This window comes from Sutterella massiliensis, from assembly GCF_016899755.1.
Lineage (GTDB): Bacteria > Pseudomonadota > Gammaproteobacteria > Burkholderiales > Burkholderiaceae_F > Sutterella > Sutterella massiliensis.
On record NZ_JACJJC010000003.1, the window covers coordinates 118,249 to 137,994 of the forward strand.

The 19,746-nt window shown below is 61.8% G+C and carries 12 protein-coding genes and 1 tRNA gene; 1 reads left to right on the forward strand and 12 read right to left on the reverse strand.

All coding sequences use genetic code 11. The annotated features are described in order from the left end of the window. Window positions 1-45: 45 nt before the first annotated feature. The 11 genes from recD to H6A60_RS03080 form a co-directional block, all read right to left on the reverse strand. Window positions 46-2,400 carry an exodeoxyribonuclease V subunit alpha gene (recD, locus tag H6A60_RS03030; protein WP_205101937.1) on the reverse strand — a complete coding sequence of 785 codons (2,355 nt, stop codon included), beginning with the start codon at window positions 2,398-2,400 and terminating at the stop codon, window positions 46-48. Further along, window positions 2,393-6,373 (reverse strand): UvrD-helicase domain-containing protein, encoded by a 3,981-nt coding sequence (locus H6A60_RS03035; protein ID WP_205101938.1) that lies wholly within the window; start codon window positions 6,371-6,373, stop codon window positions 2,393-2,395. The genes recD and H6A60_RS03035 overlap by 8 nt, the downstream gene beginning before the upstream one ends. Before the next feature lies 1 nt (window position 6,374). After that, window positions 6,375-10,130, reverse strand: coding sequence for an exodeoxyribonuclease V subunit gamma (locus tag H6A60_RS03040; protein WP_205101939.1), 3,756 nt, complete (start codon window positions 10,128-10,130; stop codon window positions 6,375-6,377). Between the two features lie 78 nt (window positions 10,131-10,208). Continuing rightward, window positions 10,209-10,718 carry a DUF456 domain-containing protein gene (locus H6A60_RS03045; RefSeq protein ID WP_205101940.1) on the reverse strand — a complete coding sequence of 170 codons (510 nt, stop codon included), beginning with the start codon at window positions 10,716-10,718 and terminating at the stop codon, window positions 10,209-10,211. A gap of 244 nt (window positions 10,719-10,962) precedes the next feature. Beyond that, on the reverse strand, window positions 10,963-12,351 hold the full coding sequence (gene dnaB, locus H6A60_RS03050) for a replicative DNA helicase (protein WP_205102020.1): 1,389 nt from the start codon (window positions 12,349-12,351) through the stop codon (window positions 10,963-10,965). Between the two features lie 255 nt (window positions 12,352-12,606). Next, window positions 12,607-13,056: a 50S ribosomal protein L9 gene (gene rplI / locus H6A60_RS03055; protein WP_205101941.1), complete on the reverse strand. Its 450-nt coding sequence runs from the start codon at window positions 13,054-13,056 to the stop codon at window positions 12,607-12,609. A 20-nt stretch (window positions 13,057-13,076) separates the two neighbouring features. Continuing rightward, window positions 13,077-13,349, reverse strand: coding sequence for a 30S ribosomal protein S18 (rpsR, locus tag H6A60_RS03060; RefSeq protein ID WP_139687927.1), 273 nt, complete (start codon window positions 13,347-13,349; stop codon window positions 13,077-13,079). Window positions 13,350-13,361: 12 nt separating this feature from the next. After that, window positions 13,362-13,655 carry a primosomal replication protein N gene (locus tag H6A60_RS03065; RefSeq protein ID WP_239477548.1) on the reverse strand — a complete coding sequence of 98 codons (294 nt, stop codon included), beginning with the start codon at window positions 13,653-13,655 and terminating at the stop codon, window positions 13,362-13,364. A gap of 58 nt (window positions 13,656-13,713) precedes the next feature. Next, a complete protein-coding gene (gene rpsF, locus H6A60_RS03070) occupies window positions 13,714-14,103 on the reverse strand; it encodes a 30S ribosomal protein S6 (protein ID WP_205101942.1) in 390 nt (129 codons plus the stop codon). Window positions 14,104-14,244: 141 nt separating this feature from the next. After that, window positions 14,245-15,054, reverse strand: coding sequence for a 23S rRNA (guanosine(2251)-2'-O)-methyltransferase RlmB (gene rlmB / locus H6A60_RS03075; protein ID WP_338054829.1), 810 nt, complete (start codon window positions 15,052-15,054; stop codon window positions 14,245-14,247). A 111-nt stretch (window positions 15,055-15,165) separates the two neighbouring features. After that, a complete protein-coding gene (locus tag H6A60_RS03080; protein ID WP_205101943.1) occupies window positions 15,166-17,490 on the reverse strand; it encodes a ribonuclease R family protein in 2,325 nt (774 codons plus the stop codon). 459 nt (window positions 17,491-17,949) lie between these two features. Between H6A60_RS03080 and H6A60_RS03085 the strand changes: the two genes are divergently transcribed. Then, window positions 17,950-18,036, forward strand: a tRNA-Leu gene (locus H6A60_RS03085). Between the two features lie 204 nt (window positions 18,037-18,240). Here H6A60_RS03085 and H6A60_RS03090 read toward each other — a convergent pair. After that, entirely contained in the window at window positions 18,241-19,695 is a 1,455-nt protein-coding gene (locus H6A60_RS03090) for a purine-cytosine permease family protein (protein WP_205101944.1), read from the reverse strand. Window positions 19,696-19,746: the final 51 nt, after the last annotated feature.

A 19,746-nucleotide genomic window follows, 5' to 3' on the forward strand; every position in this document is an offset into this window, starting at 1 on the left:
CATGTTCGGGCGGCTCTTCTTTTTGTAGCAGTCCGAATCAGTTCGTCAAGCGCTTTTTCGTGCCTTTTTCGCTTTCTTAAGGCCGCTCGCAAGCCGCTCGGCAAGGCCGCCCTCGCGGCTTGTCGGCGTCTCGACGGCACGCCTGAGCGCCGCGTCGCTACCGAAGACCGCCACGCTTCGCTTCGTTCGCGTTACGCCCGTATAGAGCAGTTCTCGCGTAGCGAGCCCCGACATCGGATTGACGGGCAGAAACACCGCAACGTCCTCGAACTCCGAGCCCTGCGACTGATGAATCGTCATGGCGAAAGCCGTGTCGGCGGGTGGCAAGAGCGCGGGCGGAAGTCGGCGCCCGACTTCACCGAAGCGCACGACGTGCGCAAACTTGCCGTCCTTGCCGCGCTCGGGCACGACAATGCCGATATCGCCGTTGAAAACGCCGAGCATGTCGTCGTTGCGCCGAACGATCACAACGCGCCCCGGCCAATTTTCGAGGTCGAGCCGCTCGTCGAGCCAGCCCTCGGAAAGCAGTCGATCGCGAAGCTTCGTCTCGAAGTAAGCGTTCACCGCCTCAACGCTCATCGGGCCGCGGCGCTGTGCGGTAAGTGCTCGGAAGCTTTCGAGCGTCGACCAGAGCGAGCGCCATTGAAGTTCGATCGTCTCCGGCCGTGCGTTTCGACGAACGGCCTCAAGGTACCCAGAAAGTGCGCCGCAGTAGCACTCGAACTTTTCGTCGAGCCAAAGGGCGGCACTTTTGCTCAACCCGGAAGCGCCGTCAAAGGGCTCGTCGTAGCGCGTCACGCTGTAGCGACCGTCGGCAGGCGTCGCAAAAAGACGCTTCACGGCCTCAAAGACGTCGCCCTCGCGCTCCCCTTCGTCAAAGAGCGAGGGCTCTTCGGGCACATCGGCCGCTGCGCCCGAACGCGGCGCTGGGATTTCCTCAAGCTCGTGATTGATGGCTTTGGCGAGTCGCCCGATCACCGTATCTTCGGGGAAGCGCCGGCTCGTTTTGAGCGTCACGACGGCTGCACCGAGCGCCCCCCCTTCGTCGGAAATATCGGCAAAAACCGCGCCCGGCCCCACGGCTGCGAGCTGGTGCTTGTCACCCAAAATAATGAGGCGCGTCTCGAGTGAGACGGCGCGAAGCAGTCTTGCGGCAAGGTGAATGTCCACCATAGAGGCTTCGTCAATGATGAGAACATCGGCCTCAAGCGGATTGTCCTCGCTGGGACGGCGGCCGTTCGACGTGCGCGAGACGAGCCACTTGTGAATCGTGCGTTCGCGAATCGCTTGATGCTCGGGCTCTCGCGTGGCGTCAGCCGCTACAACGGCCGCCACGTGCGGCAGATTCGCAGCCAGTTTGGGCGAAGCGAGGCTCAGCATGATCGACTGACGCATGCGGCTTGCAGCCTTGCCGGTGGGTGCCGCGAGCGCGACGCGCAGCTCGGGCTTTTCGGCAAAAAGGCACTCGAGAATCTGCACGACCGTTGTTGTCTTCCCGGTCCCGGGCCCGCCCGAAATGACGGCAAAACGACGCTTGAGCGCAAGTTCGAGCGCCTTGCGTTGCAGCTCGTCAGCGCCGAGCGACTGCGCGAGCGCATTGACGCGCTCGAGCGACTCGGCGCGCAGCCGTCGCTGCGGCAGCAAATAAAACTGCAGGAGCCGGCGTGCGAGCTCGAGCTCTTCGAGCGCCTCTCGCGCAAGATAGAGGCGAGAAGCTTCGAATTCTCGATCCGAGATGCGCCCCTTGCGAAGCACGGCTTCGCCGATGTCGCCGCGCCGCTTGATGCGCCCGCCGCGCGCGGCATCGATAACAAAGGGAGCAGCGGCCGACGAGGCAGCCGCTCTAATGGCTGCGCGCTCGAGCTGTGCGTGCGCACCTACGGCACCGGCCTTCGCCGCTGAAAGCGCTTCGAGCGCCGACAATTCGCCCGCGAGCGAGAGCGTCTTCAGAACACGCAGTCCCGCTTCAACGGTCGGGCGCTTGATGCGGCGAAGCGCCGCCGGGAAACTTTCGAGCGAACCGCCTTCGAAGTAGGTCTCTACCAGTGCGGCCGCGTCTAAGGGCACACTTTGCGCTTCACCGTCGCGATCTGCTTCGTCGCGTGCTTCGGCCGTTTCCCGAGAAAGCGCATCCGCGAGCAAAAGCGCGCCTTCGAGCGCGCCGAAGCGCACGCAGACGCTGCCCGCCTGCGCGGCTTCGTCAAACGCCAGAGCGAGCGCCGTCATGAAGCGCTCGAACTCGGTGCTCTCCGTCAAAAGGAGCGCCGCTTGCACCTCTGGGCGCTCGTCGGCTGCGGCGCGGCGGCGCGCCGCGCGTAGAAGCGCCGAAAAAACACCCGAAAACCCGCCGACGCAAAGTGTGCCGCCGCCAAGCGCCGATTGAATGTCGTTCTTATGCATGGCCGCTCTCCTTGCCGTTCACCGCTGCGTACGCTTCGGTCTTCGCAGCATTCAGTACGCCCGTCTGAAGCGCCGCAAGCCGGCGAGCAGAGACGCCCGAATCGAAAAATTCATCGAGCGCCGCTATCACCTCAGGTTTCACCGGATCGAAAACGATGCCCTGCGGATTCGCCGCCGTTGTCGTCTCGGCGCGAACGCCGCGCAGGAACACGTAAATCGCGCCCCCGATCATGGATTCGCGGAATTTCTCGCCCAAACGCGCCTTGAGGAAGCGACGCAGCGCTACGAGATAGATGAGGTACTGCAGCCGATAGCAGTGCTTTCTCATCTCGTCGCTCATCGCGTTTTCGTCGTAGCCCTCGGGCGTATCCGCGACAGCGTTGCTTTTCCAGTCGATCACCCAGAACTTGCCGTCGACAGCGATGACCAGGTCGATGAACCCCGTGAGAAAGCCTGTGAGCCGCTCGCGCGTGAGTCCGGGCACGGCATACTTCGGATCGATCGCACCGAGGGCTTCCCCAAGAATGTCGGCGGTGAGCGTCGAGCGCATGCTCAGAAGAAATTCAAGTTCGGCAAACCGCATCCCGGCGGGCACGTTTTTGAGCCGCAGTCCCGGTGCAATTTCCGCATTGAGAACGTCGCAGAGCATGCGCGCAGCGCCGCGCACGGCGTCCGTCTTGGCCGCTTCACTCGGGAAGGAAAGATGCCGCTCGACGATGCGCCGAACAAAGGCTTCGCGCGCCTCGCACGCATCGGGCTCTGCGAAATGCGCGAAGTCCGCCTCTTCGAGCATGGCGTGCAGGCATGTACCCGCCTGAGCGCCTCGCGGAAACGCGAGGATGTCGCCGCTCGGCAGCCGCCGCTTTTTCGCTCCGAAGAAGGGCTTGGCACCCGCCCCCTCGGCTTCATCCTCCAGCATGCGGGAAATCGCCGTAAAACTCGAAATGCGCCACTGCGCCCGGCGGTCTTTCGCGGGTGCGGCCGTAAGCGCTGCCGTTTCGCTTGCAAGCGCGCGCACGGGCGCGACCTTGCGCGAACGCACCTCGTTGATGTCGCGCAGCACAATTGTTCGCTCGTCCGAGAGCGTTTCGAGGACCTTAAGCACCGCTTCGCCGCTCGCAGGCGACTCCTCTCCCGTGAGAATTCGGAAAAACGCGTTTTTGAGTGTCTGTCCGTGCCAGAGCGTGTTGTTCTTTGGAGAGCGCGGCCGCTGCGGCACGGTGATGACAAGCCGTTTGGCAGCGCGCGTCATCGCAACGTACGCAAGACGCAGGAGTTCCTGACGGGCTTCAGCGACTTCCGCTTCGGGACACGCCGTTTTTTCGTGCGAAAGCTGCAGCACCATGCCGCAGGGCGACACGCCCGCATCAACACGCGCACGCCGAACGGCACTCGGGCTGCCGCTCGTATCGAACTGCTCGGCATTCGGAACATAAACGATCGGGTACTGCAGCCCCTTGCTCGAATGAATCGTTTCGCCCGTGACGACGTTCGCATCGCTTTCGAGCCGAAGCTTGCGCGCTTCGCTGCCCGCCTCGTCATCGGCACCGGCGACCGCAGACTCGAACCATGCGATGAGACCCGCAGGCGTCGGGTGCCGTCGGCCCGCTTCGTGGAGTACTTCGACGAGATGCGTGTAATTGGCGAGCATGCGCTCGCCGTTATGCACGCGCAGCAGCCGCTGCGCGAGCCCCGTCTCTTCCATAAGCCCCGCAAAGGCCGACGCAACGCCGTAGCGGCGCCACTTCGCCGCACAGTTCTCAAAGAGCGCGCGCAGCGCAACGCGGCCGGCTTCGTCATCAGCTGCAATTTGCGAAAGCGGCTCCCCGATAAAGCGCGTGGCGCGAGCGGCGCGAACGACCCGTTCGTCACCCGGCGCATTAAAGGCACGCAGCACAAGGAGAAGGTCCGCCGCTTCGGGCGTTGCGCAGACGTCGGCCTTGCTGTTCATGCGAAGGCGTACGCCGTACTTCAAGAGCGCCGCACGAATGGGCGCTATCTCGTCGCGCGTTCGAACGAGAATCGCAATATCGCGCGCTTCAACCGCACGAAGAGGCACGCGGCGCTCGCCGAGCAGGACCTCGCCGATTTGAGGCGACGCGTCGCCCTCTTCAAGGGCAACGGCAGCTTTGCCCGCCTTGCCCGCGCCGATCAACGCCGCAATATCACCCGCGATCGCCTGGGCGGTCGCGTCGACGCGATCGCTCTTCGCCATGGGAAGCGATGTCACCGTCCCCCAGATTTCGAGCGGCACGACCGCCTTCCAGCTGCCGCGCGTCAAGCGAAAGAGCCCTGTATTCGAGTCGCTTGCCTTCACCTGCGTGTAGCGGAGCTCCTCGCGCAGGAAAGGCCCGCGCGAGTCGGCCGGCGCGGCCGCAAAAAAACGGTTGAACGCCTCAACGAGGGGCGGACTCGAGCGAAAGTTCTTCTGCAGTTCCGCGCAGATGCCGATACGGGCAATGAGGCGGCGCGCATCGAGATACGTGTTGAGGTCCGCCGAACGGAATCGATAGATCGCCTGTTTGGGGTCGCCCACGAAAAAGAGCGCGCGCGAAGGTTTATCGCTCGCCGCTGCCGATTCGGCCGCCTGAACCGTCGAGGCCGGATGCACGGCATCGATGAAGAGACGCTTGAAAATCGCGAACTGCAGCGGATCCGTATCCTGAAATTCGTCAACAAGCACCCCTCGATAGGCCGAGCGCAGGCTCCCGGCAAAATCGCCCGAGCGATCCGCTTCAAGACGCGCCCAAAGCTCCACGAGAAGGTCGTCAAAGGTGGCAACGCCCGCCGCGCGCTTCTTTTCGCGAAGCGCTGCGGGCGCTTCCTCAATAAAGCGCGCGAGGACCGCCGTCATCGGGTCGTTCTCCGAGGGCGTCTCAGCCGAAAGTTCGGAAACGATCTCTCGCGGCATCAGCGAGGCCGGGTGCCCCGCGAGGGCATGAAGCTTCTCAGACCAAGCCGCACCGAGCGCGAGACGCTCGCGCACGTCCGGCGCGTCGCGATACCGGTCGAGCTCTCTGCGCAGGAAGTCTTCGACCACGTCTTCACGAAGCGCGGCGTCATCGTCTTCGAGCGTCCAGTCGAGTGCGGCGCCCGACGAAAAGGCGAATGCCGTCAGCGACTTCTGTGCGAAGCTGTGAATCGTGTAGATCGCCGCCTTATCAAAGCGCGTGAGTGAGCGCTTGATGCGAGCAGCAATCGCCGAGCGTTCGTAAAAAGCGGCCACTTTCTCTGCTTTCTCACCGCTTCCCGCAAGGGCTGCCGTCCGACGCTTCTTCCAGAGCTCGAGCTGCTCGACGAGAAGCCTGTCGACTTCGTCCGCACCGAGCGTCCCCGTGAGGAACCCGTGCATGTCTGAGAGGTGATGCTTAATGCGAGCCGAGAGCTCGGCCGTCGCCGCTCGCGTGAAACTCATAATAAGGAGCGTATCGATCGGCATATCCTCTTCAACGACGAGGCGCAGCACCAGATGCTTGATCGAAAAGGTCTTCCCTGTGCCTGCCGATGCCTCAAGGAGCGTCGGCACCGTCAGAGGCGCCGTGCACACGTCAAAGGCAACGGGATTGGTCGCAGTGCCCGAGGCAACTGCGGCAACTGCAGCCTCCGAAGGCTCGCTCGGGAGCACGGCCGCCGTTTCGCTGCCCGCTTCGGAAAATACGTCGAGCGCTTTCGCTTCGAGCCCCTCGGCCAATGCCGCCTTTGCGGGTGCTGCGGCGGGTTCGAGCAGATGGGACTCCCGCGGCGCAGGCGCAGCGGGCACCGCCCGAGCGGGCGGCGTTCGATGAAGGAGCAGCTCCTGCACCCAGTCGGCTTCGATGGCATCGCTTTCCGTCCAGGCGTCCTCACCGTCGTTTGCCAGACAGTCGAGCGGAATATCGTCGTCGCTCGCCGCAGGCGGTACGTCGTCGAAAAACGAGGGCATTGCACCCGACGAAAATTCGTCCTCGAGCACGTCGTAATTCTTCTTTTTCATGTCATTCCTGCGAACGCCGACTGCGGGCGGCAACCGTCTTCTGGGCACGCACAAAGTCTTCAATCCGCGCCTCGCATTCGGGGGTGCCGCACGCCTTCATCATGCCGGCAAGCGCGTCTTCGAGTTCGCCGCGTGCGCGACGCGCCGCATCGAGATCCGCACCGCGGAAAAGGAGTTCGTCGGCACGCTCTTCGGTCACGTCGCCCGCTCTCGAGCGGTCGGGGAGCTGTGCCGCACGCTCGAATGCACACGAATAGAGTGCGTAGAGCGCCGCAGCAAAACGCTTGGCGGCCTTCGCAGAGACGAACGGAAATTGAGTGCACTCGACGGGAACCGCCTCTCCCGTCTTTGACGAGCCCTTCTTCGTCTCGCCCCGATGGAAGACTTCCGTTGCGACCGGCCGACCGGCCGCACAAGCAAAAAGATGCTCGACAAAACGCCGCTCGATTGTGGAGCCGCTCTCGCTCGAGACGCTCGCGCAAACACGAAGACGCTCGGAGACATCGAGCGGTGCCTTCGCCTTGCTGGCTTTTTCCGTCTTTTGCAGAGAAGGCTCTGTGGTTTCAAACTCAAGAGCGTGCACCGCAGCAAAGAGGCTCGTGAGGCGCACCGCAATGCGCACCGGCCGCTTTTCAGGCGTTGCGGCAGCAGGGAGCTTCACGACGATGCGTTCGTCTTCAAGGGGCGTCAGTTCCGCTTCCCGAGCGGCAACCCGCTCGGCGAGTTGCTCGGCAAAATCGATTTCGTCTTTGAGCGCCCACTCCCGAACGCCCGCCGTCCCCTTCGTCGGATCGCACCCCCAGCGCCGCTCGATCTCTTCTCGCGAGCGGCCTTCTCGCAGGTACTCGTAGGCAAAATGCTTGCGCTTCCAAGCGTCGAGCGGCTCGCGCGAAGGCATGAGCGAAACCGAGTCGGTCGCGCCCGACTCGGGCAGCACAATGCCGCTCTCTTTCAAAGCCCAATCGGCCGAACGGCGCCAGAAGCGCCAGAGGTCGTCAAAGTCCACAACCTCGACCGGACGTGCGCGCGCAATGCCTGCGTCGGCAAAACACGCTTCGCTCGCAGCATAAGCCGCAGCCTCGGCGTCCGCTACGGCTGCCAGCAGCGCTTTGTCGGTGCTTTGCCAGTCGCCGCTTGCGCTGCTGAAATTCGCTTTTGAAAAGCTGTTGAGCGATAGCCTCGTCGTGAGCTGCGCCTGCGCGGCACGGCGCGCTTCGCGTCCATGCGCAAACGACAGGAGCCAATCGCGCAATTCCGCTGCAACGATCGAGGGTTCCTTCTGATCGGCTTCGTTCGTGCCGCTCACATACGAAACAAGGAACGTCTTGCGTGCGGCGAGCAACAGGTCGAGGAACACATTGCGGTTGTCGACGCGGCTGTCGCGGTCGCCGCGACGCGGCGCGGCACCCATGAGGTCGAATTCCTCGAATCGCATCGTGCCGGGGAAACTGCAGTCGTGATTGAGTCCTATCACGGCGAGCACCTTGTAGGGCAGCCCGCGCATCGCGGACATACCGGCGAAAGTCACGGCGTTGCCCGGCCGCCCCGAAACGGTCTCTTCGCCGAGCCGCTCGAGAAACACTTTCATAAAAAGCGAGAACGGCACGGGAAGCCCCGCTTCGAGCGCCCCCGCCGTTGCGGCCGCTTCGATTTCGGCACGCACGCTGTCGGCGGCGGCTCGAATGGGGCCGTAGCTGTTTTCGGGCGTTTCAGGCGCAAAAAGCGCTTCGAGCGCATCGGCAATCCAAGCACTCCACTGCGCGGGTTCGACTGCGCATTGGGTCGCTTCAAGTCGAGCAGCTTCGCGAAGTTTTTCGAGCTTGCCCGCAATTTCGCAGAGCGTCTCGAGGAGCGCTGGTCGATCGGCGACGCGCACCCAAGAAGACTCGCCCTCGCGCACCGGCAGGATGTCGCCCCACGGCGCGTCAATTGCGTCGGGAAGCGCCAGTCCGAACGAGAGGCGCTCGAGCGCGCGCGCGAGCGTTGTATCTCGCACGTTCGCAAACGTAACGGGGTCGATCGCTTCGAGGTGCGCATCCGAAAGCCCGAAACGGTAGCCCGCCGCGGCGAGCCAAGCGGAAATCGTGCCGATATCTTCGACGGAGAGTCCGAAGCGCTCGGCCACGGGCGGCAGCGCAAGCCACGAAGTCAAGGCTTCACGCCGCGCACGCCCGCTCACGAGCGCAATCAAGTCCGAGAGCGCCTGCGCCGGCGCATCGGCAGCGGCGCTCTGTGCGCCTGTGATGCGGAATTCGATGCGCGCGCCTTCGGCGAGGCTGCCGAAAACCTTTTCAATCAAGGGGCTCGTCGCCGTAATGTCGGGCGTCACAACGAGTACATCGTCGGGCCGCAGCGTCGGATCGGCTTCGAATTGTGCCTGCAGCCAGTCGGCGAGCGCCTCGAGTTCGCGCGTGGCCGTAGGTGCCGCGACAAAGTGAATCGATCGGTCGTCCTTTTGAAAGAGCGGCGCCGATTCACTGGCGAGCTTCTCGAGATCGGGCTCGAGAAGCAGAATCGAATCCTGTACGCGGCGCAAAAGCGTCGGCTCCCGCGCCTCGAGGTAATAGCTTTGCGCGGCAGCTTCGGTTTGCGCATGCATATTGCGGAAATCGCCGAAAAGGCGCCGAGCAAACGCTTCATAGGTTTCGATGCGGCGAGCGTACGGCACACTCGGTTCGCCGGGCGAAGGTGGATCGAGTTCGCTCAGCCGCAGCTCGGGCGTCTCGAGCCCCGTATCCGCACCCTGCGTGAAGCGCCAGAGACGGTCGATATTCGCACGCACGCTCAGACCGTTGTCGGCAAGAATCGGGTGGCCGACCTCGCGGTGATCGTCGCCCGTCCCTTCGCCATCGGCCCTTCGCCAGTCGAAGAGACGCTGCGGCACGAGGTCGAACCAGTATTCGGAACAAGGATTGAGAAGATAGAACCAAACGTCCCGTCCGGCATGCGCATAGGCCTTGATGATCGGCAGCATGAGAGGCGGCACGACAAAAGGCGCAAAGATGTGAAGCGCGTCGGGCAAAGGCGCCCAGCGTCCCGGCCCCACCTCGAGATGTTTCAAATGTTTGGGCGCCTGCGCGAGCGCAGCGAGCGACTGCGGCAACGCCGAAAGGAAAGCCTTGCCCTGCCAGTTCGGCTCCTGCGCCAAACGCACCCAAAGCATGCGCTGCCACAAGTAATCGGGATGGGTTTCCAGCCGACGGCGCTCATCGAGTGCTTCGGCCCCCTGCGGCACAAGTTCTCGGTGAATGCCGAGCCAGTCGAAAAGCCAGTCGACACGGTACGTCGCATAGGCGACGAATACGCTCGAAATGTGTCTCGCGAGCGCAAAGATCTCTTCGCTCGAACGCCCCTCCAAATAACGCTCGAGACGGCTCGACGGATCGGCCTCGCGCACCGCCGCGCGAAAGCTCCCCGGTCCCTCTTCGCAAAGAATGCGCCAAATCATCCAGTCGGCTTCGTTGCCGACGACGTTCGCGAGCGGCTCCTTCGAAAAGAACCCCATCCACTGCGATAGATACATGAAATCCATCGCTGCGCAGACAGCGTTTTGCTTGGCGATGGCGCGCTCAAGATCGGTTTGAACGGCTCGGCTCGGAATGATGACGGGTACCCGCTCGAAAACCTTCGCGCAGAGTGCGTCAAAGTCGGACGCATCGCGCTGCGCTGCCTGCCCACCGAAGCCAAGGTGCTCGATATTGGAAAGCAGCACCGCACGAAGCACCTCATAGCTGTTGCTGTAGACCGTATGAATCATTTGACGAGCGCGCCTCCTTTTCGCCTCAAGACCCGGTCCGCCGCCCGAGCCCCTGCACCATTGCTACCGAAGCCTTTCTCAAGCCGTGAAATAGACGAAAAGGAGAATCCCCGTCATGGCGAACGCAAGCGCCACCTTGACGGCCGTGCCGACGATCATGCCGATCCAGGTCGCGATGCCGACGCGCCCGGCGTGGTAAAGATTGCGCTTTGCGTAAAACTCGCCCACCGCCGCGCCGATCAGCGGCATAAAGAGAAGCCCGAAAAGCCCCAGGAACATTCCGATCACGGTTCCTACGAGCGAGCCGATGATCCCGGCCTTTGAGGCCCCCGCTTTCTGCGCGCCCGCCGTCTGTGCGACCGTGTCAACGACGACCCCGATCGCGGCGAGCACGGCAAGAAAGACGATCGTCTTCCAGCCGACCTTTTCAAAGTCGTCCGCCCAGCCGATGAGCCAGGCGCCGCCCGCAATCATCGGCAGTCCCGGAATCGCAGGCACGATCGTACCCGCAAAGCCCAAGGCAATGAGAACGAATGCGCCGAGCCAGCAAAGAAGAGCCGCCCAGTCGAACGCAGCAAGAGTTTCCATAAATCGGTCCGTTGTGGAAGCAGTCGAAAATTTGCGCCCTGTGGCGGCATCCGTCAGTGCGGCGCCCGCCGAGCGCTATTCGGAAATGATGACATGTTTGCCGACTTTCTACCGCAGCCTGCGCCGCAGAGCGTCGCACCGTCCACGGATTAATTCGCAAAAACCGCAAAAAATTCGCGTAAAAAACGGGCGGCCCGAATCGCTTCGAGCCGCCCGTTGTGCTCTCGGACGCTTTTTCAGGTTGTCACTCTTCGATCCCGCCCCAGTAGCCTTCGTCCGTGTAGGCCTCAAAGCGGGTATTGCCGCCCAAGAACGTCATTCGAAGCGTGCCGATAGGACCGTTTCTCTGCTTGGCAATGATGATTTCGGCCAGATTCTTTTCGGGCGTGTCTTTGTTGTAGACAACATCGCGGTAAATGAACATGATCACGTCGGCGTCCTGTTCGATTGCGCCCGATTCTCGCAAGTCCGACATCACGGGACGACGGTCCGAGCGGCTGTCGACGCTTCGGTTGAGCTGCGAGAGCGCAATGACGGGCACGGAAAGCTCCTTGGCGAGCGACTTGAGGCCTCGGGAAATCTCCGAGAGTTCCTGCGAACGGTTGTCGGTCGCACGGCTGCCGCCCGACATGAGCTGCAGGTAGTCGACAACGATGAGTCCAAGCGGTCCCGCCTGATTGACGAGGCGGCGTGCGCGGCTCGAGAGCTCCGTAATCGAGAGCCCGGGCGTGTCGTCGATGAAAATCGGCTTGTCTTCAAGGCGATGCATCGCCGCCGTGAAGTTGTCCCAGTCTTCGTCGTCCAGGCGTCCTTTTCGCAGCTTTTGCGCATCGATTCTGCCGACGGCGGACACCATACGCTGAGCGAGCTGCTCGGCGCCCATTTCCATCGAGAAGACGGCAACGGGAAGCTCCTGATCGACGCCGATGTTTTCAGCGATGTTGAGCGCAAGCGAGGTCTTGCCCATCGAGGGGCGTCCGGCAATGATGATGAGGTCGCCGCGCTGCAGGCCCGCCGTCACGTTGTCGAGATTGCGGTACCCGGTCGAGACGCCCGTCACGTCGCCCGAGTCACGGCTTTCATAGAGCTCGATGATGCGCTGGCTCACATCGCGAATGAGTGTTGCCATCGGCTGGAAGCCACGCTGGCCGCGCGAATTGCGCTCGTTGATCGCAAGCACTTCGCGCTCGGCATCGTCGAGAATTTCGCGCACTTCGCGCCCCTCGGGCGCGAGCGCGTTCGTCACAATCCGGTCCCCAACGGCGATCAGCTGGCGCAGCACCGACGTGTCGCGCACGATTTCGGCGTAGCGGCGGATATTGGCTGCCGAAGGCGTATTCGAGATGAGCTGCGTCAGATACGCAATGCCGCCTGTCTGTGCTTCACGCCCCTTGTTGCGAAGGGCCTCGGCAAGCGTGACGGGGTCGGCGGGCTTGCCGCTCTGAATGATCTGCGCGATCTGTTCGTAGATCTCTCGATGATCGAGCCGGCAGAAATCGTCGGGCTTGATAACGTCCACGACGCTGTCGAGCGCCGAGTTGTCCGTTAGGAGCCCGCCGAGAATGGCCTGTTCGCTGTGCACGCTTTGCGGCGGCTGGCGCACCGGCGCCGATAGCGCATCGGGCGGCGCCATCGTCGGATCGTGCGGCGCGGGGGTCTGTGTCGTGTCTCTGTCGGTCATCTTCTACCTTTCACGCTGGCGCGGCAGGCGCAGCGAGCATCGTCATCGGGCGGGTCTTTCGAGCGCCGTCGAGAAAAACGCTCGCGTTTCACCCGAAAAAGAAAATCGTCCTTAGCTTAACGAAGAAAGGGCCTCCTTTCGGAGACCCCTTCGTCATTTCAAGCACTTTTTGCTTCGGAAACAGATTCCGAGCGTCGGTGCGCGAAATTAGGCTTCAGCGACAACCTTCACCGTGATGTCGGCGGTGATGTCGGTCATGAGGCCGATCGTGATCACGTAGTCGCCCGTGGCCTTGATGGCGCCGAGCGGCGTGCGGACCTGCGACTTCTTGATCTGGAAGCCGAGAGCGTCGACAGCTTCAGCGATGTCGGCGTTCGTGACGGAACCGAAGAGACGGCCGTCGACGCCGCACTTCGAAGCGATCGTGACTTCCTTGCCGTTAAGCTGAGCGGCGAGTTCCTGGGCAGCAGCAACGCGTTCGGCCTGGGCCTTTTCGAGCTCGGCACGGCGAGCTTCGAATTCGGCGATGGCGGCCTTCGTGGCGCGCTTGGCGTGGCCCTGGGGGATGAGGAAGTTGCGGCCGTAGCCGTCCTTCACCTTGACGATGTCGCCTAGTTCGCCGAGATGCGCGATCTTTTCGAGCAGAATGACTTGCATTTGGATACTCCTCTCAGCGATTACTGGTTGTCCGTGTAGGGGAGAAGGGCGAGGAAGCGAGCGCGCTTGATCGCGGTGTCGAGCTGACGCTGATAGTGCGCCTTCGTACCCGTGAGGCGAGCCGGCATGATCTTGCCGTTTTCCTGGATGAAGTCGCGAAGCGTTTCGACATCCTTGTAGTCGATCTGTTCGACGTGTTCAGCCGTGAAGCGGCAGAACTTCTTGCGCTTGAAAAGCGAATTTTGCTGGTTCGAACGGCGGGGCTTGCCCTTGCCCTTAGCACCAAAAGCCATGTTGATGACTCCTTAATTGAATTCCGTGATGTGTACGATGAGGCGCCGGCTCTTCATGGACCGCGGCGCGAGAAAGCCTTTGAGGCTGATCTGCGCGCCGGGCGCAAGTCCGTTGAGCGCTTTGGCTGTTTCCGCGTAGGAAACGGCAGGAAAATCGAATTCAAGCGTTCGGGTTCTACCCGCTTCGACAAGCTGCGCACGATGGTGAAAGGTGCCTTCGAAAACTTCGAGGCCCGCGGGCGTATACCGCACCGCTTCCTTGCCCGTGAGCGTGCCGACGAGCTCTACCGAATTAATGCCTGACACGTTTTCCCTCGCTGCCGGACCGCCGCGGCGGTCTCAAGCCGAGCGCGTCTCTGTCGAATTAAGCGTTGGCGGCTTCCTGAGCGGCAGCAGCGGCAGCTTCGGCGGCGACCTTCTTCGCTTCTTCCTTCTCGACGACCTTCATCATCGGGGAAGCGCCCGTTTCGGCATGCTTCGTCTTGACCGTGAGGTGACGAAGAACGGCATCGTTGAAGCGGAAGCCGTTTTCGATTTCAGCGAGAGTGTCGTGGCCGCATTCGATGTTGAGCAGCACGTAGTGAGCCTTCACAAGCTTTTCGATCGGGTAGGCGAGCTGACGGCGACCCCAGTCTTCAATACGGTGGATCTTGCCGCCCTGTTCGGCGACCAAAGTCTTGTAGCGTTCGATCATCGCGGGGACCTGTTCGCTCTGGTCGGGGTGCACGATGATGCAGATTTCGTAGTGACGCATTTAGCCTCCTTGCGGAAAAAGCTGCCCAAAGCGTCTTTTGGTGCAGCAAGGACAGGAAAGGACGCGATTCTACCTGGAATTCGCGTCCCGTGTGTGTAAATCGGGCCGATTTTTTTCGTCCGATCGATTTTTCGTCGTTTTTCAGATGCGCTCGGCTGCGGCAATGCCCTTGGGCGCCACTCCTTTGGCGATGCGCTGTCGGAGCGACTCGAAAAGGCAGATGCCCGAAGCGACCGACACGTTGAGGCTCTCGACGGTCCCGACCATCGGAATGGCCGCGAGGTCGTCGCAGCGCCGGCGCGTGAGCTGACGCAACCCCTCGCCTTCGGCGCCGAGCACCCAGGCAAAGGCGCGCGTCTGCTCGAAGTCGTAGATCGACTTTTCCGTGTCGCCCGAAGTCCCGACAACCAGCACGCCCGCGTCGCGCAGTTCGACGATCGCCGAAGCGAGGTTCGTCACCTCAACGACAGGCACCGTTTCCGCAGCACCAGCGGCGGCCTTTGCAGCGGCGGGCGTCATGCGAGCCGAGCGGTCGCGCGGCACGATCACGGCCTGTACGCCTGCAGCATCGGCCACACGCAGACAAGCGCCGAAATTGCGCGGATCCGTCACGCCGTCCAAAATGAGAAGGAGCGTTTCGGGCGTGATTTCGTCGAGCAGATCGGCAAAATCCAGTTCGCAGCGTTTTTCATGCGCGAGCGCCACGATCCCCTGATGCGGCACGTCGGGCGAAAGCCCCTCGAGACGGCGCGCGTCGCCATTCATCACGCGAACGCCCGCAGCCATGAGCTTCTCTCGCATTTCACGCATGCGCTTGTCACGGCGCTCGGGATCGACATACACCGCTTCGATCGAAGCGGCATCGAGCTTGAGCCGCGCAGCCACGGCATGAAAGCCCGCGAGCACAACACGGTCGCTTTTACTCGTCTTTTCCGATTTGTTTTTGGTCACGGCTTGATTCAGCAATAAAAGAATTAAACGGCTGACGCCCGCGGGGCGTCCCGACGGGCGAGAGCATAACAGTTCGTCCGATGTGCTGCGCCGGGAAGCGCCGCCCCGGCCTCAGAACCAGTCGTCGCGGTAGCGCTGTCGCTTGGCGCGGCCGCCCTTGACGACATGCCGGCTCGAATTCGTTACGAGCTGGAAGTTGATGCGCCGCGTCTCAAGCTCCACGGCATCGAGCCGAACGACGACGCGGTCGCCGATGCGCACCTGCGTCATTTCGTCGTAGGAGGTCATCGTCATCTGCGATTCGTCATAGTCGTAGTAGCCCCAGCCGAGGTTCGAGATATGTACGAACCCTTCGATCGGCATCTCGTCGAGCGAGACGAAGACACCCGCAGCACACATGCCCGTCACGGTGCCCTTGAACTTGCGTCCGACGCGGCTTCTTAAGTAGTCGCACTTCAAAAACTGCATGACGTCGCGCGAAGCATCGTCGGCGCGCCGTTCGGCCGCACTCGTCAAAATGCCGAGACGCGCCCATGCCTGTGCACGTCCGGCAGCGGTTCTGTTCGAAGCGGGCTTTTCTTCGCGTTCGGGCTTCGCGCCGAGCGAGCGCGCATGATAGCCCGACATGACGGCTGCGTCGTCAAAGACGACCGAGGGCACATAGCGGCGCTTCGTGAGAATGCCCCGAATGGTGCGGTGCAGCAACAGATCGGGATAGCGGCGAATGGGTGAGGTGAAATGCGCGTAGGCCTGGTACTGCAAACCGAAATGACCGACATTTTCCGGCTGATAGCACGCTTTTGACATGGTGCGCAGAATCGCCGTCTGTAGGAAGGGCATCGCCTTCGTCGCTTCGATGAGCGCCTGAAGCGACTTTGCCGACCCGTCCCCGGCGCTGAGTTTGAAGGGTGCAAGCACGGATTTGAGCGTGGCGAGCCGATCCGCACTCGGCTTTTCGTGCACACGGAAAAGCGTGAGCTGCTTGTTGGCAAGCACGAATTCGGCCGCGCAGACATTGGCGACGAGCATGCACTCTTCAATGAGTCGGTGCGCATCGTTGTGCTCGCGAACGCGAAAGCCGGCAATCCCCCCTTTTTCGTCAAAGATCACCTGCGACTCCTGCGTTTCGAAGTCGAGCGCCGAGCGAGCCTTGCGCGCCCGGCGCAGCGCGCCGTAAAGCGCATGCAGGCGTCGGACCTCTTCGATGCGCTCGCCTACTGCTTCGAGACCGGCAGCTTCGCCTGAGAGCGCTGACCACACCTGCGTATAGGTGAGGCGTGCGTGCGAGTGAATAACCGCCGGATAGAACTGGTAGGCAGTCGTCTCGCCTTCGGACGAAACGAGCGCGTCGCAAACCATGACGAGACGATCGACATGCGGGTTGAGCGAGCAGAGGCCATTCGAGAGCTTCTCGGGCAGCATCGGCACAACAGAAGCCGGAAAGTAGACGGATGTGCCTCGCATCTGCGCATCGCGATCGAGGGCCGACCCCGGCCGCACGTAGTGACTCACATCGGCAATCGCGACAAGCAGACGCCAGCCCGAATCCGTCTTTTCGCAGTAAACCGCGTCGTCGAAGTCGCGCGCGTCCTCGCCGTCGATCGTTACGAATGGCAGGTCCGTTAAATTGACTCGATGCGCAAGACTCCTGCGGTCGACCTTGTCGGGCAGTGCGAGCGCTTCGTCGAGCGCCTCGGCGGAAAATTCGATCGGCACGCCGTGCTCAGCCGAAGCGATCGCCATTTCGCCGAGCGGATCGTCCGTGCGGCCGACACGGCGCACGAAGTGCGCTTCTAGCGCATTCCAGTCCGGACCCTCCCAATTAAAGGGCATTTTTCTCGGCGAGAGTTCCGTCTCGTCAAGCTCCACCTCGATCGCGTCGCGCTTGAGATCGACCTCAGCCGGAATTTCTTCACGCGGTACGCTGAGCTCGAAAGGCGCGAAAGCCGAGACGGGTGTCACCGAAATGCTTCGGCTTCCCGAATAGGTGATGCGGCACACCCAGCGCTTCTGACCGCGAGAAATAAAGCGGCCGATACGCCAGCCGTGTTCTGCGCGGCGCAGCTCAACAACGTCCCCAGGCAGATAGGATGCTTCGCCGTTGAGTTCGAGTTCGACCGAAGGGTCATCCTGCGACATCACGCTCATGCGCTCGAGCTGGCGTGCACCGCGAACCACACCGTTGACACACTGCGCGTCCGGGTGCTCGAACCAGTTTTTGCTCTCGCCGCCAAATCCGCTTTGGTGCAGCGCCACAATGATTGCATTGGCGACGCTGCGCGCCACGCCAAGCTTTTTGATGAGGAGACTCTTCGCTTTCGCGTAGCTCACGTCCGCGCCGACTTCGAGAATCGCCGCCTTCGCGTCTTCAATCTGACGCGGCGTCAGTTCAAGGATCGTCTCTTCGACAGGGGCCTTCTTTTTCTTTTTAGCCATATCGTCTTCTTCCGGTGCCGGAAAACCGGCGAAATCTCGGCGCCGCTTTCCCGACTGTGCATCTCGTCGCCGAGCTTAATCGAATCGCCGAACGTACGCCGCTTCAATTTGCCCGCGCTTTTGCCGCAAAGCAGGCCTCGCTCGGCGCCGCAGGCGGAAAAGCTTTTACGAGACTCTTAGTCAATTGTTTTCTATCGTTAGCTACTCAACAAAAGTAAGCAATAAGGATCATAGTATGAGGCGCAAAATCAGCCGCCGTTTTCTTTCACGCCTCTGCCCGACTCTCGTCCCGCATGCGACGTAGTGCCCACCGACGATGCAGCACGCTTCTCTGCGAAAGTCGCGGCAATGTCTGCCACCCGAGAGGCCACCACGCAGCAGCCGAGCGTTTTTTTGAAGATTTTTACTTTCCACCCTTGACAAAAAAGGGACGCTCAGGCAAAATTCATTTCCTCGGTTGCCCGGGTGGCGAAATTGGTAGACGCACCAGCTTCAGGTGCTGGCGGCTTCACGGCCGTGAAGGTTCGAGTCCTTTCCCGGGCACCAGCCGAATTTATGAGCCCGCAGATCTAACGGTCTGCGGGCTTTCTGCTTTTTCGCCAATCGGTTTTTTCTCGCCCCAAACAATTGCCGCTTCGATGCGCTCATATCAACCGAACGCACACGAAGCGGCGGCGCGCGGCGCGCCCGATGGCGCGCCCTTTTTGCAGCCGATCGACCGAGGCAGTAGCCCGACCGACAGATCGAGACTTAGCGACGGCGAACCGGCGGCACCTCACACTTGAGGACAAACGTGAGGAAGGCATAGAGAAACCCGCCCGCAAGCATCGCGGCAACAAGCCCGATGTTGGCGACGGCAAAGACGCTCTTTTCAACGCCTTCGGGCAAGAGGAAGCTCACCACATGCGCAATGTAGGGGTCCGAGGACGTGATGGTGCCCAAACCGATCAGCGTTGCAACGCCGAGCGAAAGGAGCGCCGTCCAGCGCCAGTTGCGGCCACCCTCGCCGTAGGGCTGCGCCATGTCGACGTCCCAGCCAAGTCGGCGCTGACGGATGAGGTCCACCATTTCAATGGCGCCCCAAGAGCCCATGATCACGGAAATGGCAGCAAGGAACGACTGGAAGGTCGAGACAAAGGAGTCGGAAATAAAGAGCAGGTAGAACGAACCGAGCGCAATGATCACGGCGTTCACAAGAGTCGTCGCCCAGCGCGAGAGCGGCACGCCCATCGCGAGAAGCGCAAGACCCGAGCTGTAGACGCCGGTCATCCCCGCGGAAATGAGCGAGACGATGATGACGATTGAGAAAGGCACGTAGAACCAGAAAGGCAGAATCCCCGTAAGCGCAGCGAGCGGCTCGTGGTTGGCCTTCTCAAGAAGCGCAGGATTGCCCACGGCAAGCATGACGCCGAGGATAAGGAGCACCGAAACGGGGAGCGCAATGCCCGTCATTGTCCAGAAGACGACGCCGCCCGCCGGGGTCTTTCTCGGGAGATAGCGCGAGTAGTCGCCGCCATAGTTGAGAAAGCCGAGCCCAACCATCGTCATGGCGAGCACGATGCCGCCCAAGAACGTACCGAAGCTGCCCGAGGGGGCCGAATCGAGCGCGCCGAAATCGATCTGCGGAATGAAGAAGAAAAGATAGACGAGCGTCATTAGGCCCGTGATCCAGGCGATGGGCTTTTCAACCTTCAAGATGAGCTGATGCCCGTAAATGGCGCCCGACATCGTGAGAACGATCACGACGACGAAGGAGAGCAGCGTGCAGAGTTCGGTCGGGCCGCCAGAGCCGTTCGAAAAAACGGGCAGAAGATGAGCAACGAGGTCGGCGAGCGTTGACGTAGCCATCGAGAGCATCGTCACCTTCCAGCCCATATTGGCCACATACCCGAAGAAGGTCGGGATCTTGTTGCCGTGATAGCCGAAAGCGAAACGCGACTGCACGAGTGTGGGGAGCCCCGTGCGGACGCTGCCGACCGCAAGAATGCCCACGAGCGCACAGGAGGCGAAGTAGCCGATCACACCCGCGGCCATTGCCTGCCAAACCGAAAGGCCGAGACCGAAGACGTAAATGCCGCAGGTAATGCCGAAAATGGAAATGTTCCAAGAGAACCAGACCGGGAACAGGTCGGCGGGCTTGCCGTAGCGTTCGTTGTCGGGCACGGGATTGACGCCGTTGCGCTCGATTTTGGGAGCTTCAGACATATTGAATTGCTGCTTTGAGTTGAAAAAATCGTTTCGTAGTTGTTTTCGCGA